We start from the raw sequence: 26,323 nt of genomic DNA on the forward strand, positions 1-26,323 counted from the left end.
GCAACCGGCCTCAGGTCGCCAAAATTCGGGGAGGACACATGCGATTCGCTAATCGGTTGACGATTTTGGTCGCGATTGTCTTAAGTTTCTTGCTGCTGTCCGGAAATGCGGCCCAGGCCGCCTACTACAACACCTACACCACCATTGCCAGCACGCCCAACACGAGCTGCTGCACCGGGGTTCAGGGTTTCGCCGCCGGTTCCACCTACCTCTACTCGATCAAGAACCGCACCAATTACGACGACACCTCCGTCATCTACCGCATCCACAAGACCACCGGTGCGCGGGTACTGATGACGAATGGCACGAACGGCGGGACGACCAACCCCTGGCTCGGGCACGGCAACGACATGACGATCGTCGACATCGACGCGCAGCACCACATGTTCATCGTGACCATGAAGGCAGGCGGCCCGCAGCTGGTGAGGCTCCGCTACGACGGCACCACCTACTACCACGCCGGGTCGTACCAGCTGCGTCTCAACGGCGCCGTGGCGACGCCGTCCGGGATCAACAAGGTCTCGGTCAGCAGCACCACGATCACGTTCATGTTCAAGAGCGGCCGGACGATCTACAACGGCAGTCTGCCGCTGCGCGCCTCCTCCGGGACCATCGACCTGACGCCCGCGTTCACCCTCCAGGTCGAGGGCGCTCTCGTCAATGGCGCGGTGGTGTCGGACCTGGCAACCTTCACCAACCAGGGTTTCTTCTACGACGCCCCGAAGAAGGTTCTCTACTACCCGCTGACCAAGGCGAACCGCAGTATCGTGCTCGTCTATCGGAACGTGTCGCCGACGACGACGGGAACTGCACCGGCAGCCGCTGACCTCTCCTTCCGTATCACGTCCTCGGCGTACACGCTGTTCGAGATCGAAGGCGTAGGAATCAGCGACGGCAAGCTGTACTTCAACACGAACCGTGCGAACGCGGATGGCGCCGCCGACGGGGTCCACGTGTTCAACGGCTACGTCGCGGCCTGAACCACGCGACGGCGGGACTCGCTGTGGCTCGACGGAGCCACAGCGAGTCCTTGAGTTCTGAAGCCATCACTCAATTCCCCGCCAATCGACCCCTGCGAGACAGCCGCCCAAGGGCGCGGTGTGTTCACGCTTTTTCTGCGGTCGCGGTTCGGCTGAGGTATTTCGCGTGCGGGGCCAGTTCGGCATCCTGTTCCGCCTCGGACAGCACCGTACGTAGGGCCGCCAGATAACTCTCGCGGGCGGCCTCGACCGTCTTGCGCCCCCGTTCGGTGATCTGGGTGTAGATCCCTCGGCGGTCGGACTCGCAGAGGTAGCGTTCGCTCAGCCCGTCCCGTTCGAGCCGGGCAACGAGGCGACTGACCGAGCTGTGGTTCAACGGGATCGCGGCGGCCAAGACCTGCTGCCGGAGGTGCCCGCCGTCGTCGGAGTAAGCGAGCGCGGCCAGCGCCAGGTACTCCGACACGCTGATCCCGTGCTGGCCCTGCAGTGCCCGCTCGGTGGCCTCGTCGATCCGGCCCTGGAGCCGGCGTAGCGCCTGACACTGCCGTTCGAGCTCTGTCGGGAGCTGGATCCGAGGTCGTCCGCCCTGCCGTTTTGGCTGCATGCCAGGAATTTTGACAGAGGTCCTGTGCTCTGACACTATCTGCACGTGCACATACTGTGTGTGCACGTACTCTTGGAGGTGTCATGCGGGTCTTCCTGACCGGGGCGTCCGGTTTCATCGGCGGTTCACTGGCAGCCCGGCTCCGGCAGGACGGCCATCAGGTCATCGGACTGACCCGCTCGAAGGACGCAGCCAGCCGGCTCGCGCGGCTCGGAGTCGAAGCGGTCGTCGGCTCGCTCGACGACGCGGAACTCCTCACGACCGAGGCGGGCCGGGCCGACGCGGTCGTCAACGCGGCGGACAGCGACCACCGTACGGCGGTGGACGTCCTGATCGAAGCCCTCGCCGGTTCGGGTAGACCCCTGCTGCACACGAGCGGTTCGAGCATCGTCGGCGAAGATGCCGGTGGCGAGGTGTCACACCGGATCTTCACGGAGGAGGATGTCGCCCCCGGCAGCGAGTGGCGACCGGCGCCGGACAAGGCCGCCCGGGTGGACCTCGACCGTGCCGTCCTCGACGCCGCTGCCCGGGACGTACGGTCCGTGGTGTTGTGCAACAGTCTGATCTACGGGCACGGGCGCGGGCTGTCCCGAGACAGCGTGCAGATTCCACGCCTGGTGGCTCAGGCGAGGACCACCGGCACCGCCCGGCACATCGGGTCCGGCGGCAACATCTGGTCGACCGTACACATCGACGATGTCGTCGACCTCTACCTCGCCGCGTTGCAGGCCGCCCGACCGGGGTCGTTCTACTTCGTCGAGAACGGTGAGTCGACGTTCGCCCAACTGGCCCAGGCGATCGCCGACGTCCTCGGACTGGGGATGGCGCAGCCCTGGGACATGGAATCGGCCATCGCCGCCTGGGGCTACGAGCCCGCCGTCTACGCCCTGGGCTCCAACAGCCGGGTCCGGGCTGTCCGCGCCCGTGCCGAACTGGGCTGGACACCCCGGCACGGCTCGGCGACCGACTGGATCCGTCACGAGCTGAACGCCGATTGACCACAGCGATCAGGTCGGCGGGTGGCGCAGTTGGCGGGGCGCGCTCGCTGCCGCGGACGCTTCACGTTCGCGGCCCGGCCGATACCGCCCGGTCAGGGCCGGGGTGGTGCGGTGGTGCCGGAGAGCCAGGCGTCGAAAAGGGGGCGCAGTCGCTTCCCGGAGACCCGCTCGGCGTACGCGACGAAGTCGTCGGTGGTGGCGTTGCCGTTGCGCCGCTCCGCCGTCCAACCGGTCAGGATCCGGAAGAACGTCTCGTCGCCGACCGTACGCCGCAACGCGTGCACGGCCAGCGCCCCGCGCTTGTAGACCGCCCGGCTGAAGATCTCCGTCCGGCCCGGATCCAGCGCCGGCTCCGCCCAGTCGGTACCGGCGTACTCCTGCTCGAACATGCTCTGCACGCTCGGCCCGCCGTCGTGCTCCGTCCAGAGCCACTCGGCATAGCTGGCGAAGCCCTCGTTGAGCCAGAGGTCGCTCCAGCGGCCGATCGAGACGCTGTCCCCGAACCACTGGTGCGCCAGCTCGTGCGCCACCACCTCCAGGTTCGGGCCGGTGGTGAAGAACGCCGGGCCGTACACCGGGCGGGACTGGGTCTCCAGGGCGTACCCGATCCGGCTGTCGGCGACCGCGATCCCGCCGTACGCGTCGAACGGGTACGGGCCGAACCGGGTGGCCAGGAAGTCGGCGATCTCGCCGGTACGGGCCAGCGACCGCTCCGCCGGACCACCCGCCGGCAGACCTTCGGCGATCGCGGTGACCAGCGGCTTGCCGGCGTGGGCGCCGGTGCTGACCCGGTACTTCCCGATCACCAGCGTGACCAGGTAACTGGCCATCGGGGCCCGCTCCGCCCAGCGCCAGGTGGTCCAGCCGGCGTCGGTGGTGCTGCCGCCCGGTACACCGTTGCTCAGCGCCGCCAGCCCCGCCGGCACGGTGGCCTCGATCTGGTACGTCGCCTTGTCCAGCGGGTGGTCGTTGACCGGGAACCAGGTGCTCGCCGACTCCGGCTGGCCGAGCGCGATCGCGCCGTCCGAGGTGTGCAGCAGCCCGCCGCTGCCCAGCTCGGGGCTGGTGATCGGGGCCGGCTTGCCCGCGTAGCGCACCCGTACCCCGAACGAACTCCCCTTGCCCAGGCCCTTGGCCGGGGTGACCACCAGTTCGTCCTCGGTCCGACCGTGCTCGGCGTCGACGCCGTCGACCTGCACCGACGTCACGGTCAGCCCGGACAGGTCAAGGTTGAACCGGGACAGATCCTGGGTGGCGGTCGCCTCGATGGTGACGTCGCCGGTCAGCTGGTCGGTCGCCGGGTCGTACCTGACCTGGAGGCGGTAGTTGGCGACGTCGTAGCCGCCGTTGCCGTAGGTCGGGAAGTACGGGTCGCCGACCCCGGGTGCGCCGGGGCGGAACACCTGGGTCGGCTGCTTGTCGTCCCAGGGGGTGGCGGTGCAGCCGCCGGCCGAGAGCGCCACCAGCAGCGTCACCAGTACGCCGGCCAGCACCGGCCGCCCCGACCTGATCACCACGCCTCAGGATAGCCGTGGCGACTACCGGTCGAGGACGAGCCCGACCTTCTGGAACTCCTTCAGGTCCCGGTAGCCGCACTTGGCCATCGCCCGGCGCAGCCCGCCGAACAGGTTCAGCTGGCCCTCCGGGTCGTCCGACGGCCCGTAGAGCAGCTTCTCCATCGAGCCGAGCGGCTCGTCAGCGACCCCGTAGGCGCCGCGCGGCAGCTTCGGGTGGCTGGCCGCCGGGTGCCACCAGGCACCGCCGGCCGGCGCCTCGGCGCAGAGCGAGAGCGGCTCGCCGAGCATCACCGCGTCGGCGCCGCAGCCGAGCGCCTTGGCGATGTCGCCGGAGGTCTGCAGGTCGCCGTCGGCGATCAGGTGCACGTACCGGCCACCGGTCTCGTCGAGGTAATCGCGCCGCGCCGCCGCCGCGTCGGCGATCGCGGTGGCCATCGGCACCCGGATGCCGAGCACCGACTCGGTGGTCGACCAGTCGTCGCCGCCGAGCCCGACTATCACGCCGGCCGCACCGGTGCGCATCAGGTGCAGCGCGGTCTTGTAGTCGGTGCAGCCACCGGCGACGACCGGCAGGTCGAGGTCGGCGATGAACTCCTTGAGGTTGAGCGGCTCGTCGGTGGTGGAGACGTGCTCGGCCGAGACGATGGTGCCCTGGATGACCAGGATGTCCACCCCGGCGTCCAGGATCACCGGGGCCAGCGCCAGGGTGTGCTGCGGGGAGACCCGGACGGCGACGGTACCGCCGCCGTCGCGCATCTGCCGCACCCGCTCGGCGATCAACTCGGGGCGGATCGGCTCGGCGTACACCTCCTGGAGCCGGCGGGTTGCCGCGGAGCCCTCCTCCAACCGGGACAGCTCCTCCAGAATCTTGGTCGGGTCCTCGTAGCGGGTCCAGAGCCCCTCGACGTTGAGCACCCCGAGCCCGCCGAGCCGGCTCAGGGCGACCGCCGACTCCGGGCTCATGGTGGCGTCCGACGGGTGCCCGACGCAGGGGATTCCGAACTGGTACGCGTCGAGCTGCCAGGCCGTCGAGACGTCGTCCACGTCCCGGGTGCGCCGGCTCGGCACGATCGCGATGTCGTCCAGGTGGTAGCCGCGCTGTGCGGTCTTACCCAGCCCGATCTCGACCACGTCACGCATCTGTCACTCCAGAGTAGAAGGGGGTGGTGGCGGGGAGGCGGTGACCGTCAGCGGGTGTGGTAGTTCGGTGCCTCGACCGTCATCTGGATGTCGTGCGGGTGGCTCTCCTTCAACCCGGCGGCGGTGATCCGGATGAGCTGCCCCCGGCGGTGCAGCTCGGGGATGGTCTCCGCGCCGACGTAGCCCATCGCCAGCCGCAGTCCGCCGACGAGCTGGTGGGCGACCCGGGACAGCGGGCCACGGTAGGGCACCTGCCCCTCGACGCCCTCCGGTACCAGCTTCTCCTCGCTGGCCACGTCGTCCTGGAAGTAGCGGTCCTTGGAGTACGACCGGGCCTGCCCGCGCGACTGCATCGCGCCAAGCGACCCCATCCCCCGGTACGCCTTGAACTGCTTGCCGTTGATGAACATCAGCTCGCCGGGGCTCTCCTCGGAGCCGGCGAGCAGGCTGCCGAGCATCACCGTGTCGCCGCCGGCCACCAGCGCCTTGGCGATGTCGCCCGAGTATTGGATGCCGCCGTCGGCGATCACCGGTACCCCGGCGGGGCGGGCGGCCCGGGCCGCCTCCATGATCGCGGTGATCTGCGGTACGCCGACCCCGGCGACGATCCGGGTGGTGCAGATGGCGCCCGGCCCGACCCCGACCTTCACCGCGTCGGCACCGGCGTCGACGAGTGCCTTCGCCCCCGCGTAGGTCGCCACGTTGCCGCCGATCACGTCGACAGTGGTGTCCTTCTTGAGCCGGCCGACCATGTCGAGCACGGCCCGCTGGTGCCCGTGCGCGGTGTCCACGATGAGCACGTCCACCCCGGCCTCGACAAGCGCGCGGGCCCGCTTGTAGGCGTCCTCGCCGACCCCGACCGCGGCGGCGACCCGGAGCCGGCCGGCGTCGTCCTTGGTGGCGAGCGGGTACTGCTCGCTCTTGGCGAAGTCCTTGACGGTGATCAGGCCACGCAGCCGCCCGTCCGGGTCGACGATCGGCAGCTTCTCGACCTTGTGCCGGCGCAGCAGGTGGAGCGCTTCGTCCTTGGTGACCCCGACCTGCGCGGTGACCAGCGGCATCTGGGTCATGATCTGGTGCACCGGGGTGCCGCCGTCGGTGACGAACCGCATGTCGCGGTTGGTCACGATGCCGACCAGGGTGCCCTGGGCGTCGGTCACCGGCACCCCGGAGATCCGGTAGCGGCCGCAGAGCGCGTCGACGTCCCGGAGGGTGTCGTCCGGCCCACAGGTGACCGGGTTGGTGACCATGCCCGCCTCGGAGCGCTTCACCAGGTCGACCTGGGACGCCTGGTCCTCGATCGAGAGGTTGCGGTGCAGTACGCCGATCCCGCCCTGCCGGGCCATCGCGATCGCCATCCGCGCCTCGGTCACCGTGTCCATCGGGCTGGAGACCAGCGGGATGGAGAGCTTGACGTTGCGGCTGAGCCGGGTGATGGTGTTCACCCGGCTCGGGATGATCTCGGACTCGCCGGGTTGCAGCAGCACGTCGTCGAAGGTCAACCCGAGCGGCACCACCCGGGCCGAACCGGCCGGCAGTTCGGGCAGGTGCCCGGCGAGCTGGTCGGCGTCGGTGGCCAGCGGAAGGTCGTTGGTGGGTCGGTTCTCCACGATGTGTCCCCTGCTGCTGTGGTTGACGATGCTCTGGCTGACGGGTCGACGACGGTCACCGCCGGCCCGGCCGCCATCTCGCCGAGCTGGGTCGTCTCGGCGCTGAGCTGGTCGGACAGGCTGCCCGCGCGGGGCGGTGCCGGGGTTCGCCCGGGTACGGCGCGATGGTTCATCGTACCCATCCGGCGGGGTGGGCGTCGCCGGCGCGGGTACGGCGGCGGTACAGGCCACAACGGGTGACCACGCCGGGCGGTGTTGGGACTACGGTGGAGGGGTGCACGAGGAGCCGATCGACCCGTTCAACGGTGACCCCGCCGATCCCTCCGCCGGCCTTGACGACCCGGACGAGGAGACCGAACTCGACCCGCTCAGCGAGGTCGAGCGCCAGGACGTGCTGGAGGATCTCGCCGACCTGGAGATCTACCAGGCGCTGCTGGGTCCGGTCGGGGTACGCGGCCTCGTGATCGAGTGCGAGGACTGCCGGGAGCCGCACTACTTCGACTGGGACCTGCTCCGGGGCAACCTGCGGCACCTGCTCAACTCCGGCCGGCCCCGGGTGCACGAGCCGGCCTACGATCCCGACCCGGATCACTACGTCACCTGGGATTACGCCCGTGGCTACGCCGACGGGGTGCACGACACCCTGAGCGAGACCGCGGACGAGAGCGAGAGCGAGGGCGAGGCCGAGACCCCGCGCTGAGCGGGACGGCGCCGCCCGCACGGCGAGCGGGTCGTCGAGGCGGTCACGCGAGTCGAGGCGGTCACGCGAGTCGAGGCGGTCACGCGAGTCGAGGCGGTCACGCGAGTCGAGGCGGTCACGCGAGTCGAGGCGGTCACGCGAGTCGAGGCGGTCACGCGAGTCGAGGCGGTCACGCGAGTCGGGGCGGTCACGCGAGTCGGGGCGGTCACACCGGTCGCGGCGGTCAGGCCACCAGGCCGGCCCGGAATCCGGCCGCCACCGCGTGCGCGCGGTCCCGGGCCCCGAGCTTGCGGAACAACCGCCGGGCGTGGGTCTTCACGGTGTCCTCCGAGACGAAGAGTTCCCGGCCGATCTCCGCGTTACTCTTCCCGTCCGCCATCCCGACCAGGACCTGCATCTCGCGCTCGGTCAGCACGGGCCGGCGGGCCGGCGCCGCCCGTCCGGCTCCACCCGGGCCGTCGGCACCGCGCGTCTCCTGCCCCGGAGCGCCTCCGCCGGCTCCGTCCGGGCCGACCTTCTCCGGCGGGTACGACTGTCCGGCACCGGCCGGCGTACCCGGGTCGGTGGGCGCGTTCGGGTCGTCGGCACGCTGTGCGGGTACCACCGCCGGGGTCGGCTGCTCACCTGTGCTCTCTCCGGCGCCGGTACGCGATTGCGGGCCACGCGGCGTCGACTCGTCGCCGGGCGGCCGACCGCCCGGTGCGTCCCCGCCCGGGCCGTCCCGGCCGGGTCCGGCCGGTGCCCGCACCACGCTGCCCAGGCGCTGGCCGGCCGAGGGCTGGCCGCCCGCCCCGGGCTGGGGTCGGCCGGCACCGGGACCGGTCTGGCCGCCGCCGGCCAGCGCGCCGCCGGGCAGCGTCGCACCGCCCCGACCGGGCCGGCCGCCGAGCAGCAGCAGGGCCTTGGCCACCACGCTCACGAGGTCGTGGTCGCCGCCCTGGATCAATCCCCGGGCGCCGGCCGCGATGGTCGCCGCGGCGACCCCCGGATCCTCGGCGCCGAGCAGCAGGATCGCGGCTCCCGGCGACCTGGCCAGTACCCGCCGGGTGAAACCGACGCTGTCCGGGCGGGTCAGCGCGGTGTCCGCGAGCACCACGTCCGCCGGCCGCTCGGCGAGTCGGAGCATGGCCTCGGGGTCGGACACCGCGGTCCGGACCGCAGCGGCCAACCCGAGCCGGGCCGCCGCCGCCGCGACGTTCTGGGCCGCGAGCGGGGTCCGGACGCAGACAAGAACGGTGCGCACGATGCTCTCCTCTCCGAAACGAGGAGACCATGCCGGCGAATGATCATGATGAGTTTCCACGGATGAACCACAAACTTTTTGGACGATTCGCCCCAGCGACCGGGTTCGGGGGCAGAAGTTCGCGATCAAGTACGTGTGAGCCGTCCACGCCCGGGGTACCGGGACCGTGGTCGGATCGGTGCGCCTGCGCGGCCCGCCGCCCGGATCTCGACCGAGCAGGTCATCGCGGTGCCGCGCGGAAGGAGGGTGCTGATGTCGAACGTACGCAGGCTGCCTGGACCCATCGTCGACCTGTGGGAGTGGCAGCGGCTTGGCGCTTGCCGGGGCCGGGACAGTGCCCAGTTCTTCCACCCGGAGGGTGAGCGCGGCTCGTCCCGCAACCGTCGTGAGGCCAGTGCCAAGGCGGTCTGCGTGACCTGCCCGGTCCGGGCCGAGTGCGCCGCTCACGCGCTCGCCGTCCGCGAGCCGTACGGGGTGTGGGGTGGCTTCAGCGAGTCCGAGCGGCTCCGGCTGCTCGCCGTCGGCTGGGAGGATCTCGCCGACCGTCGACAGAGCCGGGTGGACGTGGCCCGGCTGGAGGCCCGGCTCGGCCGGCCGTTCCGGTCGACGATGCCGGCCAACAGCGTCCGCCCCGACCCGGTCCCGGCACAACGCTCGGCCTGACCCGGCGACGGTCCCCGCTCGGCCTGACCCCGGTTCCGCCGCAACGCTCGGCCTGACTGACCCGGCTACGGTCGCGCTCGGCCGCCCCCGAGCGCGTCCCACCGCCGCCGGCCGCGACCGGTGGCGGGAACGTTCAGTCCACCGTGACGGTCACCGTGTGCCAGCCGGTGGCGCCGTCCGGCTCGACCGGTCGTGACTGCCCGGTCTGCACCGCCCCGGTCGCGTCGGTCGCGCGTACCCGGAGGGTGTGCTCGCCAGGGGTGGCGAGCCAGCGCCAGGACCACTGCACCCAGGTGTCGGTCGAGACCGATCCGGCCAGGGTCGCCGGCTGCCAGTCACCGTCGTCGACGCGTACCTCCACCTGCCGGATCCCGACGTGCTGCGCCCAGGCCACCCCGGCCACGGTGACCGGCCCGGCCGGCAGGCTCCGGCCCGCCCGTGGGGTGTCGATCCGCGACTGGGTCTTCACCGGCCCCCGCGCCGACCAGCCCCGGGGCACCCAGTACGCGTCGAAGTCGGCGAAACTGGTCAACTCCAGCTCCGCCACCCACTTGCAGGCCGAGACGTAGCCGTACAGCCCCGGCACCACCACCCGGACCGGGAAGCCGTGCTCGATCGGCAGCGGTTCGCCGTTCATCCCGACCGCCAGCATCGCGTCCCGGCCGTCGGTGAGCACCTCGGTCGGGCTGCCGCAGGTCCAGCCGTCGGTGGAGCGGGCCACCACCTGGTCGGCACCGGGCAGCGGCCCGGCCTCGGCGAGCAGCGGCCCGAGCGGTACGCCGAGCCAGCGGGCGTTGCCGATCAGGTCCCCGCCGACCTCGTTGGAGACACAGGCCAGGGTGATGTGCCGTTCGATCATCGGCCGGGCGAGCAGATCTGCGTAGCGCAGCGTGATCGGGTTCCGCACCCGGCCGTGTATCCGCAGCCGCCAGTTCTCCGGGTCGACCCGGGGTACCACGAGTGCGGTGTCGATCCGGTAGAAGTCCCGGTTCGGCGTGACGTACGACGACAGCCCCGACACCCCCAGTTCGGCGCTGGCCGGCACCGGCGCCGCCGGGCTGGCCGGTGCCGGCAACTCGATCGCGGCACGGGCGGCCGAGACGCCTCGCCGGGTCGACAGCCAGCGCCCGCCGAAGCCGCCGGCCGCCGCCCCGCCGACCGCGAGCCCGACCCCGGTCAGGAACCGGCGCCGGGCGTACGTGTCCGGATGGGCGGTGACGGCGACGGCCGGTACGGCCAGGGCCCGGCCGGGCGGGCCGGCGAGGAAGAGCCACAGTACGCCGGCCGCGAGTACCGCCCCGAGCAGCGAGGGCAGTGCGGCGAGCGGGCCGGCCCCGGGCCGGGTCAGTGCCGCGAGCACCCCGACCGCGCCGAAGAGGGCGATCCCGGCGTACCCGAGGGGCAGTGAGCGGATCGCGACCAGCCCGACCAGGGCGGCGAAGCCGGCCAGCAGCACGGCGGTGCCGACCAGGAGGGCGATCTTGTCGTACACGTAGAAGACGTCGACGGCGAACCGCTTGACCGGGGCGGGCGCCAGGTCCACCACGGCGCCGCCGACCGCTACCAGCGGGGCGGAGCGGGCACCGGTGAGCACCGCCACCACCTCGGCCGCGCCGACCGCGACGGCCGCGGCGGCAACCCCGGCCAGCGCACCGAACCGGCGTGGCAGGCCGGCATGCCGGGTCGGGACCGGAGCCGCCGGCCCGGGACCGTCGAGATCGGGGATCGCACTCACCCGACAAGTGTCGCCCGCCGTGGCGGCGGCGGAAAGGGCAGCTCAGGTTGGCCAGGGTGGACGGGCCCGGAAACGAAGATCCGCGTGAGCGGGGTACCGGACGTGGGGTGAGCCCACGCCGGACCGCTCACGCGGATCCCGGTGTCGCGGCCGGCTCGGATCAGCGCGAACCGGACGGGACGGTCAGAAGCCCGGTCCGTGCTGGTGGCCGTGGCCGTGGCCGTGACCGTGGCCACCGGCGGCGGCCGGCTCGGCCTTCTCCGGCTTCTCCACGACCAGGCTCTCGGTGGTCAGCAGCAGCCCGGCGATCGACGCCGCGTTGGTGACCGCGTTGCGGGTCACCTTCACCGGGTCGATGATGCCGGCCTTGGCCAGGTCCTTGTACTCGCCGGTGGCGGCGTCGAGGCCGGTGCCCCAGCCCTGCTCGGCGACCTTCTGCACCACCACGTAGCCGTCGTGGCCGGCGTTCTGGGCGATCCACCGCAGCGGCTCGACAAGCGCCTTGCGGACGATCGAGACGCCCACCTTCTCGTCACCGGTCAGGCCCAGGTCGCCGTCGAGCGCCGAGCGGATCTGCACCAGCGCGGCGCCGCCGCCCGGTACGGTGCCCTCCTCGACCGCGGCCTTGGTCGCGGCGATGGCGTCCTCGATGCGGTGCTTGCGCTCCTTCATCTCGACCTCGGTCGCCGCACCGGCCTTGATCACTGCGATGCCGCCGGAGAGCTTGGCGAGCCGCTCCTGGAGCTTCTCGCGGTCCCAGTCGGAGTCGGACGCCTCGATCTCCTTGCGGATCTGGGTGATCCGCTCGGAAACGTCGTTGTCCCGGCCCCGGCCGTCGATCACGGTGGTGTTGTCCTTGTCGACGACCACCCGGCGGGCGGTGCCGAGCACCTCCAGGCCGACCGAGTCGAGCTTGTAGCCCAGCTCGGGGGCGACCACCTCGCCGCCGGTCAGGATCGCCATGTCCTGGAGCATCGCCTTGCGCCGGTCACCGAAGCCGGGCGCCTTCACCGCGCAGACCTTGACGGTCTTGCGGATGGCGTTGACGACCAGGGTGGAGAGCGCCTGCCCCTCCACGTCCTCGGCGATGATCAGCAGCGGCTTCGCGGTCTGCAGGACCTTCTCCAGCAGCGGCAGCAGCTCCTCGATCGAGGAGATCTTCTGGGTCGTGATCAGGATGTACGGCTCGTCGAGCACCGCCTCCTGCGACTCCGTGTCGGTGACGAAGTTCGGCGAGATGAAGCCCTTGTCGAACTGGAGGCCCTCGGTGACCTCCAGCTCGGTGGCGAGGGTCGAACCCTCCTCGACGGTGATCACGCCGTCCCGGCCGACCTTCTCCATCGCCTCGGCGATCAGGTCACCGATGGTGGCGTCCTGCGCCGAGATGGTCGCCACGTTCGCGACCGACTCCCGGCTGCCCACCTCGACGGCCTTCTCCAGCAGCGCCTCGGAGATCTTCGCCGCCGCCGCGTCGATGCCCCGCTTGAGCGAGGCCGGCCCGGCACCGGCGGCCACGTTGCGCAGCCCCTCCCGGACCATGGCCTGGGCCAGCACGGTGGCGGTGGTGGTCCCGTCGCCAGCGATGTCGTTGGTCTTGGTGGCCACCTCCTTGACCAGCTGCGCGCCGAGGTTCTCGTACGGGTTGGTGAGCTCGATCTCCTTGGCGATGGTCACGCCGTCGTTGGTGATCGTCGGAGCACCGAACTTCTTGTCCAGGACGACGTTGCGCCCGCGCGGGCCGAGAGTGACCTTGACCGTGTCCGCGAGCGTGTTGACACCGTGCTCCAGCAGGTGCCGGGCGTCATCCGAGAAGCTCAGAATCTTCGCCATTGTGTAAACAGGGTCCCTTCACGAGCGCTGCCCCGGCCCGGCAGGGCCGGTCCGGGGCAGCGTCACTGGATCAGTCAGATCACTTCTCGATGACGGCGAGGACGTCGCGGGCGGAGAGCACCAGGTACTCCTCGCCGGCGTACTTGACCTCGGTGCCGCCGTACTTCGAGTAGATGACCGTGTCGCCGACCTTCACGTCAACCGGGATCCGGTTGCCGTCGTCGTCGAAACGGCCGGGGCCGACAGCGAGGACGGTGCCCTCCTGCGGCTTCTCCTTGGCGGTGTCGGGAATCACGATGCCCGACGCCGTGGTCGTCTCAGCCTCGTTCGCCTGGACCAGGATCCGGTCCTCGAGCGGCTTGATCGCAACCTTGGTCGCGGTAGTCACGGGCATACCCTCCTGGGGTACTGGTTTCTGTGCTGGCCGGCGAGCCGACCAGCGTCAATCTGCCACATGCCACCGGGCGGGTCCGTCGTCGCGGGTGCCGGTCCGCCTGGCGTTCAACTCCCGGACAACGGTCCGGAAGTTGGCACCCTCGGTTTGAGAGTGCTAACCGCAGGTTATGCCGACGGCTAGCACTCCGTCAAGGAGAGTGCCAACCCGACACGCCTGTGTCCGGCCTCGGCCGGCACAATGCTCCGGTGGATTCCGAGCAGCTCGCCGCGCTGCGTACCCCCGAGGGGGAGACCGCACTGGCCACCGCCACCGAGCTGGCCGGCGGCGACCCGCTGAACGCGGCGGCCACGCTGCGGGCCGCCGGGATACCCGCCGGGCTGGCCGCCGCCGCGCTGACCCAGGCCGAGCTGCGACGCCGGGCGACCGCCAAGTTCGGCCCGGAGGCGGCCCGGATGTTCTTCACCCGGGCCGGGCTGGAGCAGGCCACCCGGGCCGGGGTCGCGGCCCGCCGGGCCGCCCGGCTGCGCGTCGCCGGGGTGGCCACCCTGGTCGACCTCGGCTGCGGTCTCGGCGCCGACGCGCTCGCCGCGGCCCGGGCCGGCATCCGGGTGTACGGCGTGGAGGCCGACCCGGTCACCGCGGCGATGGCCGCCGCGAACGCCGAGGCGGCCGGGGTGGCCGACCGGTTCACCGTCACGCTCGGCGACGCGACCCGGTTCGACCTGACCGCCGTGGCCGACCCGGTCGACGCGGTCTTCTGCGACCCGGCCCGGCGCAGGGCCGGCACCGGCCGGCGGATCTTCGACCCGGCCGCCTACTCCCCGCCCTGGGACTTCCTGCTCGGTCTGGCCGCCCGGATCCCCCGGACGGTCTTCAAGGTCGCGCCCGGGATCGACCACCGGCTGCTGCCGGCCGGTGCCGAGGGCGAGTGGGTGAGCGTCGACGGCGACCTGGTCGAGGCGACCGTCTGGTCCGGCCCGCTCGCCGCCGCGCCCCGCCGGGCCACCCTGCTGGCCGGGACGGCCGTGCGGGAACTGACCGGCGACGGGACCCGGCGGGCCCCGGTCGGCCCGGTCCGGCGCTACCTCTACGACCCCGACCCGGCGGTGGTCCGGGCACACCTGGTGGCCGAGTTCGCCGGGACGGTCGACGGCACCCTCGCCGACCCCGAGATCGCGTACGTCTACGCCGACACCGCCCGACCCACCCCGTACGCCAGGTGCCTGGAGGTGCTCGAGCCGCTGCCGTTCTCGCTGAAGCGGCTGCGTGCCCGGCTGCGGGACCTCGACGTCGGGCGGGCGGAGATCCTCAAGCGCGGTTCGGCGCTGGAGCCGGAGCGGCTCCGCCGCGACCTGCGGCTGACCGGCCGCGAGGCGATCAGTCTGGTGCTGACCCGGGTCGCCGACGCCCCCACCGTGCTGCTCTGCCGTCCGGTGCCGGCACCGGAGCCGGACGCGTCGACCGGGTAGGGTGCGGGACCGTGGCAGGCAGGGGAACCCCGGCGACCGCGTTGCTGACGCGGCAGCGGATCCCGCACACCCTGCACCCGTACGATGTCGCGCCGGAGACGCCGAACTACGGCGCCGAGGTGGCGGCGGCGCTGGGCGTACCGCCGGAGCGGGTCTTCAAGTCGCTCGTCGCGAGCGTCGACGGGGTACTGACCGTGGCGGTGGTACCGGTCACCGGGGAACTCGACCTGAAGATGCTGGCGGCGGCGGTGGGCGGCAAGCGGGCGACCCTTGCCGACCGGACGCTTGCCGAGCGGACCACCGGGTACGTCCGGGGCGGGATCAGTCCGCTGGGCCAGCGCCGGCTGCTGCGTACCGTCGTCGACGCCTCCGCCGAGCGCTTCGGCACCATCTACGTCTCGGCGGGCCGCCGGGGACTGCAACTCGAACTCGCCCCGGCCGACCTGATCCGGCTCACCTCGGCCAGCACCGCCCCGGTCGCCGCGCCCTGATCCCGGCGCCTCACTCCGGCGACGCGGGAGGCGCCCCACCCGGCGGCGCGGAACGGCTCGGCGGGACCTGCCGAAGATCGATCATTTCCGGCGTATCGCAACTGGCCGATGTCAGGATCTCGGTCACGTTGCCGAATTGTTATCGCCAACAACAAACTCGTGGCCTCGTTGACCTTGCCCCGAGGAGTCTCCGCGCAATACGTTGCCGGACACAACAAAAGTGAGGCGGCGGTCGCCGACACGCCAGGTCCGGCCCTCGCGGGGCACCGACGCCCCGCCGGAGCGCGACCCGGCGGAGCCCGCTTTTCCAGGCAGCCCAACGGGGGGAGGCCACCGGACCACTCGGCGACCGTCCGGGCGTACCACCGCTGGAACCCGAGACACCACACCCACCCCGAAAGGACCCGTGCAATGCGCAGAGGGATCCTCACCATCGCCGCCGTGGGCCTGCTGACCACGGGCGGGCTCGCCGCCTGCGGCGACGATTCCGGCGACGGCAGCGGTAGCACCGCCGAGCCGAAGATCGGCGTCATCCTTCCGGACAGTGCCTCCTCCGCACGCTGGGAGACCGCGGACCGCAAGTACCTGGAGGCGGCGTTCAACGCTGCCGGCATCAAGCACACCATCCAGAACGCCCAGGGCGACAAGGCGCAGTTCCAGACCCTCGCCGACCAGATGATGACCGAGGGCGTCAACGTCCTGATGATCGTCAACCTGGATTCCGGCACCGGCAAGGCCGTGCTGGACAAGGCCAAGAGCCAGGGCGTACTCACCATCGACTACGACCGGCTGACCCTCGGCGGCTCCGCCGAGTACTACGTCAGCTTCGACAACGAGGCCGTCGGCAAGCTCCAGGGCGAGGGTCTGGTCAAGTGCCTGACCGACAAGGGTGTCAAGAACCCCGTCATCGCCGAACTGAACGGCTCGGAGACGGACAACAACGCCACGCTGTTCAAGAACGGCTACGACGGCGTGCTGAAGACCAAGTACGACGCCAAGGAGTACGTCAAGGGCCCCGACCAGTGGGTACCCGCCTGGGACAACACCCAGGCCGGCACGATCTTCGAGCAGATGATGACCCAGCAGAACGGCAAGATCGACGGCGTACTGGCCGCGAACGACGGACTGGGCAACGCGGTCATCTCCGTGCTGAAGCGGAACAAGCTCAACGGCAAGGTCCCGGTGACCGGCCAGGACGCCACAGTGCAGGGTCTGCAGAACATCCTCGCCGGTGACCAGTGCATGACCGTCTACAAGGCGGTCAAGAAGGAGGCCGACGCCGCCGCCGAACTGGCGATCGCGCTGGCCAAGGGTGAGCGGAAGACCGCGCCGACCACGGTCCGCGACCCCGAGGGCAACCGGGACGTGCCCGCGGTGCTGCTGGAGCCGAAGGCCATCTACAAGGAGAACGTCAAGGACGTCGTCACCGACGGCTACGTCACCAAGGAAGAACTCTGCAAGGACGCCTTCGCCGCCGCCTGCGCCGAGGCGGGCGTGAGCTGACCGTAGGACGGCAGCGGGCTCGACCGCCCCGCCGAGACGCCGCCCGGTACGGAACCATCCGTACCGGGCGGCTTCCTCGCCCCTGGAGAACTGGACCGGATCCGTGATCGGTTACCCCGCGATCGGCACCCGCCACCGGACACCCGTGTAAAGGAGACCAACCCGTGTCCGCCACACCCCTGCTGGAGCTGCGCGGGATCGACAAGAGTTTCGGTCCCGTCCAGGTCCTCCGCAACGTCGACCTGTCGGTGAATCCCGGCGAGGTGACCGCGCTGGTCGGCGACAACGGCGCCGGCAAGTCCACCCTCGTCAAGTGCGTCGCCGGGATCCACGCGGCCGACGGCGGCGAGATCCTCTTCGACGGCCGACCGGTGCAGATCCACAACCCCCGGGACGCCGCCACCCTCGGCATCGAGGTCGTCTACCAGGACCTCGCGCTCTGCGACAACCTCGACATCGTGCAGAACATGTTCCTCGGCCGGGAGAAGCGCAGCGGACTCGTCCTGGACGAGCCCGCGATGGAGCAGATGGCCGCCGAGACCCTGGCCGGGCTCTCCGTGCGGACCGTGAAGTCGCTGCGGCAGCACGTCTCCAGCCTCTCCGGCGGGCAGCGGCAGACCGTGGCGATCGCCAAGGCCGTGCTCTGGAACAGCCGGCTCGTCATCCTCGACGAACCGACCGCCGCGCTGGGCGTGGCGCAGACCGCCCAGGTACTCGAACTCGTCCGCCGGCTGGCCGACAACGGCCTCGCCGTCGTACTCATCTCACACAACATGAACGACGTCTTCGCCGTCTCCGACCAGATCGCCATGCTCTACCTCGGGCAGATGGTCGCGCAGCTGCGCACCAGCGACGTCACGCACGCCCAGGTGGTCGAGCTGATCACCGCCGGACGCAGTGGCGGCCTCGGGCTGACCGGCGAGAACGGCAACGGCACCCCACCCAACACGACCGAGACGACGAGCGCAGGAGCAGACAGATGAGCGCCGCCCCACCCACCACAGTGGTGCCGCCGGTCGAGGTGCCGGTCGCGCCGGTGCCCACGGTCGGCAGCCACTTCCGGGACTACCTGGCCCGGGTACTCGGCGGCGACATGGGCGCGCTGCCGGCCGTACTCGGTCTGATCGCGCTCTGCGCCGCCTTCACCGCGCTGCGCCCGACCACCTTCCTGACCGAGGGGAACTTCGCGAACCTCTTCACCCAGGGCGCGGCGGTGACGCTCATCGCGATGGGGCTGGTCTTCGTCCTGCTGCTCGGCGAGATCGACCTCTCCGCCGGATTCGCCAGCGGGGTCTGCGCGGCGGTGCTCGCCCAACTCGTCACCCTGCGGGGCTTCCCTTGGTACGTGGCGGTCGGCGCCGCACTCGTCACCGGCGTGGTGATCGGGTTGGTGATCGGCTTCCTGGTCGCCAAGGTCGGCATCCCGTCCTTCGTGGTCACCCTCGCGGCGTTCCTGGCCTTCCAGGGCATCGTGCTGCTGCTGATCAAGGGCGGCACCAACGTCTCCGTCCGGGACGAGGTGCTGGTGGCGATCGCCAACCGGAACATGCCACCGTGGCTCGGCTGGGCGCTCACCCTGCTCGCCGTCGCCGGCTACGCCGCGGTGCAGCTCGTCCGGCACCGCAGGCGCAGCGCGCTCGGGCTGGTCACCGATCCGCTCGCCGTGGTGCTGATCCGGATCGGGGTGCTGACGGTGGTCGCCGGTACCGCCGTCTACCTGCTGAACCTGGAGCGCAGCCGCAACGCGCTCGTCTCGCTCAAGGGCGTACCGATCGTGGTGCCGATCATCGTCGTCCTGCTGGTCGTGCTGACCTTCGTACTGCAACGCACCGCGTACGGACGGCACGTCTACGCGGTCGGCGGCAACCGGGAGGCGGCGCGGCGGGCCGGCATCAACGTGGACCGGATCCGGATCTCGGTCTTCGTGATCTGCTCCACATTGGCGGCGGTCGGCGGCATCGTGGCGGCCAGTCGGGCCACCTCGGTCGACGCCAACACCGGAGGCAGTAAGGTCCTCCTTTACGCGGTCGGCGCGGCGGTGATCGGCGGCACCAGCCTCTTCGGTGGCAAGGGCCGGATCGTGGACGCGGTGCTCGGCGGCGCGGTGATCGCGGTCATCGACAACGGGATGGGGCTGCTCGGCCGCAGTTCCGGCTTCACCTTCGTGGTGACCGGACTGGTACTGCTGCTCGCGGCCAGTGTGGACGCACTCTCCCGACGTCGGGCCGCAGCGACCGGTAACCGATAAGGGGCACGATGCGCGCGGGGCCGAGCCAGGAGGAGATTCGCCGGCAGAATCTCGGCGCGCTGCTGCGGTACGTGCACATCCACGGCGCCACCTCCCGGGCGGAGTTGACCACCTCGCTCGGGCTGAACCGGAGCACCATCGGCGCCCTCACCGCCGAACTGGCCGCCGCCGGGCTGGTGAGCGAACGGGCACCCCGGGAGACCGGGCGGGCCGGACGGCCGTCGCTTGTCGTCCGGCCCGAGTCCGGGCGGGTCTTCGCATACGCGTACAGCGTCGAGGTGGACCGGCTGCGGGCCGCCCGGATCGGGCTCGGCGGGATCGTCCTGGACCGCCGGCAGGCCGAGCGTCCGCCGGGGCTGCCGGCGGTGGAGAGCCTGCCGCTGCTGGCCGGCTTCGTGAAGGAGATGCACCAGGCGGTACCGGACGGCTCGGTCTACGTCGGCAGCGGCGTGGCGGTCTGCGGCCGGTTGCGCCGGCCCGACGGCGCGGTGCACCTCCGGCCCGAGACTGCCGCCTGGGCCGGCGGCGGCGAACTGGACCGGCGGCTGGCCGAGGCGCTCGGTGAACTGCTGCCGCAGGAGCGCCCGGTGCTGGTCAGCAACGCCGCCGACGCCAGCGCGGTCGCCGAGCACGCCCGGGGGGCGGCCAGCGGCTACGACGACGTCATCTATCTGCACCGGGACGTCGGCATCGACGCCGGAATCATCGTCGGTGGGCGGCGGCTGACCGGGCAGGGCGGTTACGCCGGCGAGGTCGGGCACATGGTGGTGAACCCCGGCGGAAACCCGTGCGGCTGCGGCTCGTACGGCTGCTGGGAGACCGAGATCGGCGAGTACGCCCTGCTGCTGGCGGCCGGCCGGGGCGAAGCCGTGGGCCGGGAGGCCGCCCTGCGGGTGGTCGACGCCGCCTCCCAGGGTGACGCGAACGCCCAGGCGGCGGTCCGGCAGGTCGGCGACTGGCTCGGGTTCGGGGTGGCGAACCTGGTCAACATCTTCAACCCCGGTGTGGTGATCTTCGGCGGTACCCTCCGGGACGTCTACCTCGCGGCGGCGGCCCGGGTACGCAGCCGGCTCAACTCGCTGGCCCTGCCCACCGCGCGCGAGCAGGTACGCCTGCGTACCCCGCAACTGGGCGAGGACGCCGCGCTTGTCGGTGCCGCCGAACTGGCCTTCGAGCACCTGCTGGCCGACCCGCTCGACGCGGGCTGACCGGGCGCCCGGGGCGTACGCTGTCCGGCGTGGACGGGCAACTGCGCGCCTCCGACTCGGATCGGCAACGGGTGGTCGCCGACCTGCAACAGCACACCGAGCAGGGCCGGTTGAGCCTGGAGGAGTTCTCCGAACGGGTCGGCGCGGTCTACACCGCCCGTACCCTCGGCGAGCTGGCCAGCGTCACCCGCGACCTGCCCGCGGTGCCGGCCACCGCCGAGCCGGCCGAGGGCGGCGGCGGCACCGGAAGCCGGCGGGAACTGCTGATCGTCTTCGCCGTCGCCGTCGCCACCCTGCTGCTGCTGATGGTCTTCATGGCGGTCACCCGCTGACCTGTTCGTCCGGTACCGCTCCCGGCGTCACGTTCCACCCCGCCCGCCGGGCCGGCGAAGCGTTCTTCCCCACATGCGGTTGCCCGGTCCGGTCGGGCACCCTTGGATGGCCCTTGGCTGGTTCGGGTTGTTCAACAACCTCGTTCGGGAGAAGGCTGGCATGAGCACGTTCGAGATCTGTGTCGACAGCGTCGAGGGGACGCTGGCGGCCCAGCGGGCCGGTGCCGACCGGGTGGAACTCTGCGCGGGGCTGTTCGAGGGCGGGCTGACCCCCAGCATCGGCACGATCGAGCTGGCCCTGCGGCACGCGGAGCAGATCCGGGTGCACGTGCTGGTACGGCCCCGGGGCGGGGACTTCATCTACTCCCCGTACGAGGTCGACGCGATGGTCCGCGACGTGCAGGCGGCGGTGACGGTGGGCGCGCACGGGGTGGTGATCGGCGCGCTGACCCCGGAGGGCGATCTCGACCTGCCGACGATGCGGCGGCTGCTCGCCGCCGCCGACGGTGCGAGCGTCACGTTCCACCGGGCCTTCGACATGGTCCGGGATCCGTTCGAGGCGCTGGAGCAGCTGATCGAACTGGGCATCCCCCGGGTGCTCACCTCGGGTCAGGAGGAGACGGCGCTGGCCGGCGCTCCGCTCATCGCCGACCTGGTCGGCAAGGCCGCCGGCCGGATCGCGGTGATGGCCGGCGGCGGGATCAACGAGCGGAACATCGCCCGGATCGTCGCCGCCACCGGGGCTGACGAATACCACTTCACCGCCCGGGTCAGCGCGGACGGTCCGGCGGTGCACCGCAACCCGGTACCCCGGATGGGTGGGGTGTTGAGCCGCTCGGAGTACCAGCGCTCGGAGACCTCGCCGGAGCGGATCGGCCAGATCATCGGCGCGGTGCGCCGGTAAGCTCCGGTCCTCCCGCCGCCGACCTCGCCGGTTCGGCCGGTGGAGTCGGCTCGGACGGTGGGGTCTGATCGGCCGGTGGGGTGGGTGGCCGGTCGAGCTCGCGCCAGACCGGCATCACGAACGGCAGGAGCGTGACCAGCAGGTACGCCGCCGCGAGCACCAGGCAGGCGACCGGCAGCCGTAGCTCCTGCACGGCGAGCCCGCCGAGCAGCCCACCGAGCGGGATGCCGGCCCAGGCCGCGGCGTGCGTCAGCCCGAGCACCCGGGCCCGGAGCCGCTCCGGGATCCGCTCGAAGCTGACCGCGCCGAGGATCGGATTGACCGCCGCGACGGAGACCCCGGCGACGAAAGAGACCAGATAGACCACCCAGAGCCGGTCCAGCAGCGCGAGTGCGACGAACCGGGGCGCCCCGGCGAGCAGGAAGCCGACCGCGAAGACGACAAACCTCGGCACCCGGTGCGCCACGACGGTGAAGACGACGTTGCCCAGCACCGCGCCGAGGGCGAAACTCGCGCTGAGCAGGCCGAGCGCCGTCGACGACCGGACCACCTCGCTGGCCCAGACCGGAGCGAGCACCGAGGTGTACGCCGCGTCGGCCAGGTTTGTCACCAGCAGCATCAACACGATGCCGTGCACGAGTCGGTCGCGGCGCAGATAGCGCAGGCCACCGCGCAGCGCGCTCAGGTACGGCTCCCGACCCGGTGCGGCACCGTCCCCGGCCGGCGCCGGATCCACTGTGGATAGGCGTTTCGGCAGGGTGAGGGCGACCAGTAGTGCGCCCGCCAGGAACGTCCCCGCGTCGAGGAGCAGCACCAGCGGGGCGTCGAGTACGGCGATCAGCAACCCGGCCAGCGGCGCGCCGAGCAGCGTGGCGAGCCGACTGAGCCCGTCGTGCAGGCTGGTCGCCCTGGCCATCGGGATGCCCGCCACCTCAACGGTTTCCGGGAAGGCCACCCGTTTGGCGGTGTCACCGAACCCGCGCAGCAGCCCGGCCACCGCGACCAGGCCGACGAGCGTGCCGAAGTGGAGCACGCCGGCCAGGTGCAGCAGCGGTACGGTGGCCACCGCCGCCGCGCTGCCCAGGTCGGCGACGATACTGCTCCGGCGGGCGCCGACCCGGTCGATCAGCGGCCCGCCGAGCGCGCAGGCCAGCACGTACGGCAGCATCTCGGCGAACGCCACCAGGCCGGTCCGCGCCGCGCTGCCGGTTACCAGGAGAGCGAACCACGGCAGCGCCACCATGCTCATCCGGCTGCCGACCAGGGAAACTCCCTCGGCGACCAGCAGCCCGATCAGCGGTCGGCGGTTGCCGGCCATCAGCCCGCCTCCTCCGCCGCGCCGTCGCCCCCGGTCGGCCGGTTGTCGTCGCCCTCGGTAATCTGCCGGTGCTCGTCGCGCCGGACGAAGGGCATCAACTGGGCCTGCACCACGAACGACTCGGCGTCGTCCGGTGCCGCCACCCCGGGCTCGTCCCGGCGATACCGCTTGATCAGCGCGGTCAGCGCCTCGGAGAACTCCCGCGCCTCGGCCGGGGTCAGCCGGAGCTGCCAGTTGCTGAGCGTGCCCGTCCGCTCCCACTCCACCGGGAGATTCGTCAACTCGTTGAGCCACCTGTCGACCCGCTCGGCGTAGAGCGCGGCGACGGATCGCAGGTACGTCTCGATGTCCGGCAGTGCCTCCCGACCCACCTCGCTGTCGAGCCGGGTGTTCCGGTGCGCTGCCCGCCACCACCGTTCCCGACCGGCACCGCGCCCAGGCTCCTCGACCACGAAGCCGTACTGGGCGAGTTGCCGCAGGTGGTAGCTGGTGGCGCCGGTTGACTGGCCGAGCCGCTCGGCGAGCAGGGTGGCCGTGGCGGGACCGTACTCACGCAGCGCGTTGAGTATCCGGACCCGCAGCGGGTGGGCGAGGCCGCGCAGCGAGGTCGGGTTCAGCCGGATTTCATCACCAGACATGTTTGCAAAGCTAGCGTTGCAAAGAACTCTTTGCAAGACGTGCAGCGGTCAGCGGAAATCGTGGGGGCGTACCGGCGGGGCGTGCTCTCCGACTGACTATCGAGGGGTGCCGTAGGCCCGGACGGCTCCGACGTCCCAGCGCCAGATGGTGTCGCCATGGCAGACGGAGAGGGTACGGCTGTCCGGGGTGAAGGCGAGGGAGCGGCTGTCCGGGACGAAGTTGAGCCCCTCCCGCTGGCTCGGCCGGTCCCAGTTCGACGGGACCACGCCGACCTGCCGGCGGGCTGCCACGTCCCACAGCCAGACGTCGCTGGGGTCCGCGCTGGCCAGGGTGCCGTCCTCGGCGAAGGCCACGTCGACCACGCCACTGCCGTGCGTGCCGAGCACTGCGGTCTGCTTGCGGGTGGCGACGTCCCACAGCCGCACCGTGCCGTCGGCTCCGCCGGTCGCCATCGTCCCACCATCCGGGCTGAACGCCACCGGCACGCCCCGGTCCATGACCGGCACCAACCCGCTCGGAACCTCACTGGCCTGCAAGACGGCCAGCCGCTTCCGGGAGTGCGCGTCCCAGAGCAGGGTCCGGCCCTTGCCACCGTCGGTGGCCAGCAGCCGGCCGTCCGGACTGAACGCGACGTGCTGGACCACGGCCGGATCGTCACTGCTGACCCGGCCAGGCCGGTTCCAGCCGGAGACGTTCCAGAACCGCACCGACTGGTCCGGGCCGGCACAGGCGACGAACTGGTCACCCTTGGGACTGAAGGCAAGGCAGGAAGCCCACCAGGCGTCACTGAGCCGGCGTACCCGGGCGCCGGTCGCCACGTCCCAGATCTGGACGTAGCCGAACATCCCACCGTCGTAGGTGGCGAGCAGCCGACCGTCCGCACTGAACGTCGCCGCCCCGAAGTCCTCCCGGTAAACCTCGCTCGGGCCGCTGGCGACCCGACGGGTCTCCTTGCCCACCGTCAACTGCTTCCCGACCGGACGCAGGTCCGGCACGGTGTACGTCCTGATCGTGTACGCGCCGACGGCCGCCACCCGCTGGCCGTCGGTACTCAGCACGACACTGTTCGCCTCGGCGTCCGCCGGCATCTTCAGCATGGTCGGCGCCGGTGGTTCCAGCACGACAGGCGTCGTCGAGACACTCGGGGTGGCACTCGGTGTCGGATCACCGGAGAGGTCCGTCGTGCCCCGATTCCACGGCACGACGCTCCACACCGAATAGCCGAGCAGCGCGAGAACGGCCACCACACCGACGGCGAGGAGGAGAAGCCGCCTGCGGGCGTTGTCCCGCCCCGTGGACGATCGCGGGCCGACCCCCGCCGGTGGGTACACCTGGTGCGGAACCAGCACGTGGGCCACCGGCGGCGGCGCGACGGCAGGCGCGGCCGGCGGCGAGGGCGGGGAGAGTTCGATCCGCGCCGAGTACGGGGCGTGCACGCTGCCGCTGGCGACCACCAGCTCCGGCTGGTCCACCAGCACCGGCGGTACCCCGAAGCGCCGGTGCAGCAGCGTGGCGACCAGCGGCATCCGGCTCGCGCCACCGACCAGGAACAACCCGGCCAGCTCGCCAGGAGCCCTGCCGGCCTCGCCCAGCACCCGGGCGGCCACCTCGACGGTACGGTCCAGGATCGGTCCGGCGAGCCGTTCGAGCTGCTCCCGCCCCAGCAGTGCCTCGTCGTCGAGGATCGGTACGTGCAGCATGGCGGTCGGAGCCCGCGAGAGCAGCTCCTTGCCGACCCGTACGTCGTCCCAGAACGCCCGGGACGCCCGCCGGTCCGCCGGCGTGCTCGGCTGGAGCAGACGTGTCCAGGCCGCCTCGTCCCGGGGGCGGTAAACCTCGCCGAGGCTGGCGACGAGCGCGGCGTCGATGTCCAACCCGCCGACGTTGTCCAGCCCACCGGTGGCGAGCACGTCGAAACCGTCGGCGTTGCGGCGTACCACTGTGGCGTCGAAGGTGCCGGCGCCCAGGTCGTACACCATTGCGGTGGAGCCGACCGGTAGTTCGCGGCCGGCGACGGTGAGGAAGTAGCTCGCCGCCGCGACCGGCTCGGTGACCAGCGCCGGCTCGGCGAACACCGTCGACGCGGCGCCGAGCAGGGTCTGCCGGCGCACCGGTCCCCAGGAGACCGGATGGGTCAGTACCGCCCGCCGGACCGGCTCTCCCGCGACCTGGTGCGCCTCGGCCGCCACCCGACGCAGCACCGCGGCGATCATCTCGGCCACCGGTACGGCCCGGTCCCCGAGCAGCACCGCCCCGTCGTCCACGCACCGCTTCGGCGCCGGCTCGAACCGCTCCGGCTGGGTACGCGCCGAGTGCAGCGCGTCGCGCCCGGTCAGCAGGCCGCCGTCCGCGTCGGCGAAGACGGCCGACGGCAGAAGCGGCGAGCCGTCGAACAGCAGCGGGCGGCCCTGCGCTCCGGGACCGGCGAGTACGGCAGCGGTGCTCGACGTGCCGAAATCGACGCCGACCCGCACTCCGTCCCCCGCCACGCCGACACTCTATGCGGGCCGGGCCAACCGTGCCCACGCCTGACCCGCGGTCAGCGGTCGACCTGGGTGAAGTCCCAGACGTGCGGGGTACGGGCAAGCATCCGGGGCGGCGGCTCGGGCAGCGAGACCGGGCTGGCCCGCCACTTCGAGATGACCACCAGCCGGTTGTCGGTGGAGGAGAAGACCTCGCTGGAGATGTGCAGCGGGTTGTGCTCCAACTCGGGCAGGGCGGTGTCGCAGACCCAGGAGATGAGGTCGGCGAAGCCGGCACGCTCGGCGCGTACCTCCCACATCCGTACGATCAC

General features: G+C 71.6%; 24 protein-coding genes. 12 read left to right on the forward strand and 12 right to left on the reverse strand.

All coding sequences use genetic code 11. The annotated features are described in order from the left end of the window. Nucleotides 1–38: 38 nt before the first annotated feature. Complete coding sequence (locus tag CLT71_RS17520; protein WP_486483319.1) at nucleotides 39–980, forward strand: hypothetical protein; 942 nt, start codon at nucleotides 39–41, stop codon at nucleotides 978–980. Between the two features lie 124 nt (nucleotides 981–1,104). On the opposite strand, the gene CLT71_RS17525 is transcribed toward CLT71_RS17520, so the two are convergent. After that, the gene (locus tag CLT71_RS17525; protein WP_101368058.1) at nucleotides 1,105–1,584 is read right to left on the reverse strand and encodes a MarR family transcriptional regulator; all 480 of its coding nucleotides are present in this window, start codon (nucleotides 1,582–1,584) and stop codon (nucleotides 1,105–1,107) included. An 83-nt stretch (nucleotides 1,585–1,667) separates the two neighbouring features. Between CLT71_RS17525 and CLT71_RS17530 the strand changes: the two genes are divergently transcribed. Continuing rightward, the gene (locus tag CLT71_RS17530; protein ID WP_101368059.1) at nucleotides 1,668–2,582 is read left to right on the forward strand and encodes an NAD-dependent epimerase/dehydratase family protein; all 915 of its coding nucleotides are present in this window, start codon (nucleotides 1,668–1,670) and stop codon (nucleotides 2,580–2,582) included. A 92-nt stretch (nucleotides 2,583–2,674) separates the two neighbouring features. On the opposite strand, the gene CLT71_RS17535 is transcribed toward CLT71_RS17530, so the two are convergent. Genes CLT71_RS17535 through guaB form a run of 3 tightly spaced genes read right to left on the reverse strand, consistent with a single transcriptional unit; the run spans nucleotide 2,675 to nucleotide 6,849 of the window. Further along, complete coding sequence (locus CLT71_RS17535; protein WP_486483692.1) at nucleotides 2,675–4,093, reverse strand: M1 family metallopeptidase; 1,419 nt, start codon at nucleotides 4,091–4,093, stop codon at nucleotides 2,675–2,677. Nucleotides 4,094–4,120: 27 nt separating this feature from the next. Then, nucleotides 4,121–5,239, reverse strand: a complete 1,119-nt coding sequence (locus tag CLT71_RS17540) for a GuaB3 family IMP dehydrogenase-related protein (RefSeq protein ID WP_101368060.1) — start codon at nucleotides 5,237–5,239, stop codon at nucleotides 4,121–4,123. A gap of 47 nt (nucleotides 5,240–5,286) precedes the next feature. Beyond that, complete coding sequence (guaB, locus tag CLT71_RS17545; protein WP_101368061.1) at nucleotides 5,287–6,849, reverse strand: IMP dehydrogenase; 1,563 nt, start codon at nucleotides 6,847–6,849, stop codon at nucleotides 5,287–5,289. 274 nt (nucleotides 6,850–7,123) lie between these two features. Here guaB and CLT71_RS17550 point away from each other — a divergent pair, with 274 nt between their 5' ends. Beyond that, on the forward strand, nucleotides 7,124–7,549 hold the full coding sequence (locus CLT71_RS17550) for a DUF5319 domain-containing protein (protein WP_101371540.1): 426 nt from the start codon (nucleotides 7,124–7,126) through the stop codon (nucleotides 7,547–7,549). A 223-nt stretch (nucleotides 7,550–7,772) separates the two neighbouring features. On the opposite strand, the gene CLT71_RS17555 is transcribed toward CLT71_RS17550, so the two are convergent. Then, on the reverse strand, nucleotides 7,773–8,792 hold the full coding sequence (locus CLT71_RS17555; RefSeq protein WP_101368062.1) for a helix-turn-helix domain-containing protein: 1,020 nt from the start codon (nucleotides 8,790–8,792) through the stop codon (nucleotides 7,773–7,775). A gap of 252 nt (nucleotides 8,793–9,044) precedes the next feature. Here CLT71_RS17555 and CLT71_RS17560 point away from each other — a divergent pair, with 252 nt between their 5' ends. Then, nucleotides 9,045–9,455: a WhiB family transcriptional regulator gene (locus CLT71_RS17560; protein ID WP_101371541.1), complete on the forward strand. Its 411-nt coding sequence runs from the start codon at nucleotides 9,045–9,047 to the stop codon at nucleotides 9,453–9,455. Between the two features lie 133 nt (nucleotides 9,456–9,588). Here CLT71_RS17560 and CLT71_RS17565 read toward each other — a convergent pair whose 3' ends face one another. The 3 genes from CLT71_RS17565 to groES form a co-directional block, all read right to left on the reverse strand. After that, a complete protein-coding gene (locus CLT71_RS17565) occupies nucleotides 9,589–11,124 on the reverse strand; it encodes a molybdopterin-dependent oxidoreductase (RefSeq protein ID WP_101371542.1) in 1,536 nt (511 codons plus the stop codon). A gap of 249 nt (nucleotides 11,125–11,373) precedes the next feature. Beyond that, entirely contained in the window at nucleotides 11,374–13,020 is a 1,647-nt protein-coding gene (gene groL, locus CLT71_RS17570; protein ID WP_101368063.1) for a chaperonin GroEL, read from the reverse strand. Between the two features lie 79 nt (nucleotides 13,021–13,099). Then, entirely contained in the window at nucleotides 13,100–13,414 is a 315-nt protein-coding gene (groES, locus tag CLT71_RS17575; protein WP_199187625.1) for a co-chaperone GroES, read from the reverse strand. Nucleotides 13,415–13,662: 248 nt separating this feature from the next. Here groES and CLT71_RS17580 point away from each other — a divergent pair, with 248 nt between their 5' ends. From CLT71_RS17580 to CLT71_RS17615, 8 genes are all read left to right on the forward strand, one after another. Further along, entirely contained in the window at nucleotides 13,663–14,886 is a 1,224-nt protein-coding gene (locus tag CLT71_RS17580) for a THUMP-like domain-containing protein (protein ID WP_101368064.1), read from the forward strand. Between the two features lie 11 nt (nucleotides 14,887–14,897). Further along, on the forward strand, nucleotides 14,898–15,377 hold the full coding sequence (gene ybaK / locus CLT71_RS17585) for a Cys-tRNA(Pro) deacylase (RefSeq protein ID WP_101368065.1): 480 nt from the start codon (nucleotides 14,898–14,900) through the stop codon (nucleotides 15,375–15,377). A gap of 411 nt (nucleotides 15,378–15,788) precedes the next feature. Continuing rightward, nucleotides 15,789–16,880, forward strand: a complete 1,092-nt coding sequence (locus tag CLT71_RS17590; protein WP_101368066.1) for a substrate-binding domain-containing protein — start codon at nucleotides 15,789–15,791, stop codon at nucleotides 16,878–16,880. A 164-nt stretch (nucleotides 16,881–17,044) separates the two neighbouring features. Beyond that, nucleotides 17,045–17,863: an ATP-binding cassette domain-containing protein gene (locus CLT71_RS17595; RefSeq protein ID WP_101368067.1), complete on the forward strand. Its 819-nt coding sequence runs from the start codon at nucleotides 17,045–17,047 to the stop codon at nucleotides 17,861–17,863. Next, entirely contained in the window at nucleotides 17,860–19,128 is a 1,269-nt protein-coding gene (locus CLT71_RS17600) for an ABC transporter permease subunit (RefSeq protein WP_101368068.1), read from the forward strand. Before CLT71_RS17595 ends, CLT71_RS17600 begins: the two co-directional genes overlap by 4 nt. A gap of 8 nt (nucleotides 19,129–19,136) precedes the next feature. Continuing rightward, complete coding sequence (locus tag CLT71_RS17605) at nucleotides 19,137–20,336, forward strand: ROK family protein (protein WP_101368069.1); 1,200 nt, start codon at nucleotides 19,137–19,139, stop codon at nucleotides 20,334–20,336. A gap of 29 nt (nucleotides 20,337–20,365) precedes the next feature. Next, nucleotides 20,366–20,668, forward strand: coding sequence for a DUF1707 SHOCT-like domain-containing protein (locus tag CLT71_RS17610; RefSeq protein WP_101368070.1), 303 nt, complete (start codon nucleotides 20,366–20,368; stop codon nucleotides 20,666–20,668). 160 nt (nucleotides 20,669–20,828) lie between these two features. Continuing rightward, the gene (locus tag CLT71_RS17615; protein ID WP_101371544.1) at nucleotides 20,829–21,572 is read left to right on the forward strand and encodes a copper homeostasis protein CutC; all 744 of its coding nucleotides are present in this window, start codon (nucleotides 20,829–20,831) and stop codon (nucleotides 21,570–21,572) included. On the opposite strand, the gene CLT71_RS17620 is transcribed toward CLT71_RS17615, so the two are convergent. From CLT71_RS17620 to CLT71_RS17635, 4 genes are all read right to left on the reverse strand, one after another. Further along, nucleotides 21,550–22,890: an MFS transporter gene (locus tag CLT71_RS17620; RefSeq protein ID WP_101368071.1), complete on the reverse strand. Its 1,341-nt coding sequence runs from the start codon at nucleotides 22,888–22,890 to the stop codon at nucleotides 21,550–21,552. The two genes, CLT71_RS17615 and CLT71_RS17620, sit on opposite strands and share 23 nt — an antisense overlap. Next, nucleotides 22,890–23,528 (reverse strand): winged helix-turn-helix domain-containing protein, encoded by a 639-nt coding sequence (locus tag CLT71_RS17625; RefSeq protein ID WP_101368072.1) that lies wholly within the window; start codon nucleotides 23,526–23,528, stop codon nucleotides 22,890–22,892. Before CLT71_RS17625 ends, CLT71_RS17620 begins: the two co-directional genes overlap by 1 nt. Before the next feature lie 96 nt (nucleotides 23,529–23,624). Further along, nucleotides 23,625–26,018, reverse strand: a complete 2,394-nt coding sequence (locus CLT71_RS17630) for an Hsp70 family protein (protein WP_143743500.1) — start codon at nucleotides 26,016–26,018, stop codon at nucleotides 23,625–23,627. A 50-nt stretch (nucleotides 26,019–26,068) separates the two neighbouring features. After that, nucleotides 26,069–26,323, reverse strand: a complete 255-nt coding sequence (locus CLT71_RS17635) for a hypothetical protein (protein WP_101371545.1) — start codon at nucleotides 26,321–26,323, stop codon at nucleotides 26,069–26,071.

The organism is Plantactinospora sp. CNZ320 (assembly GCF_002846275.1).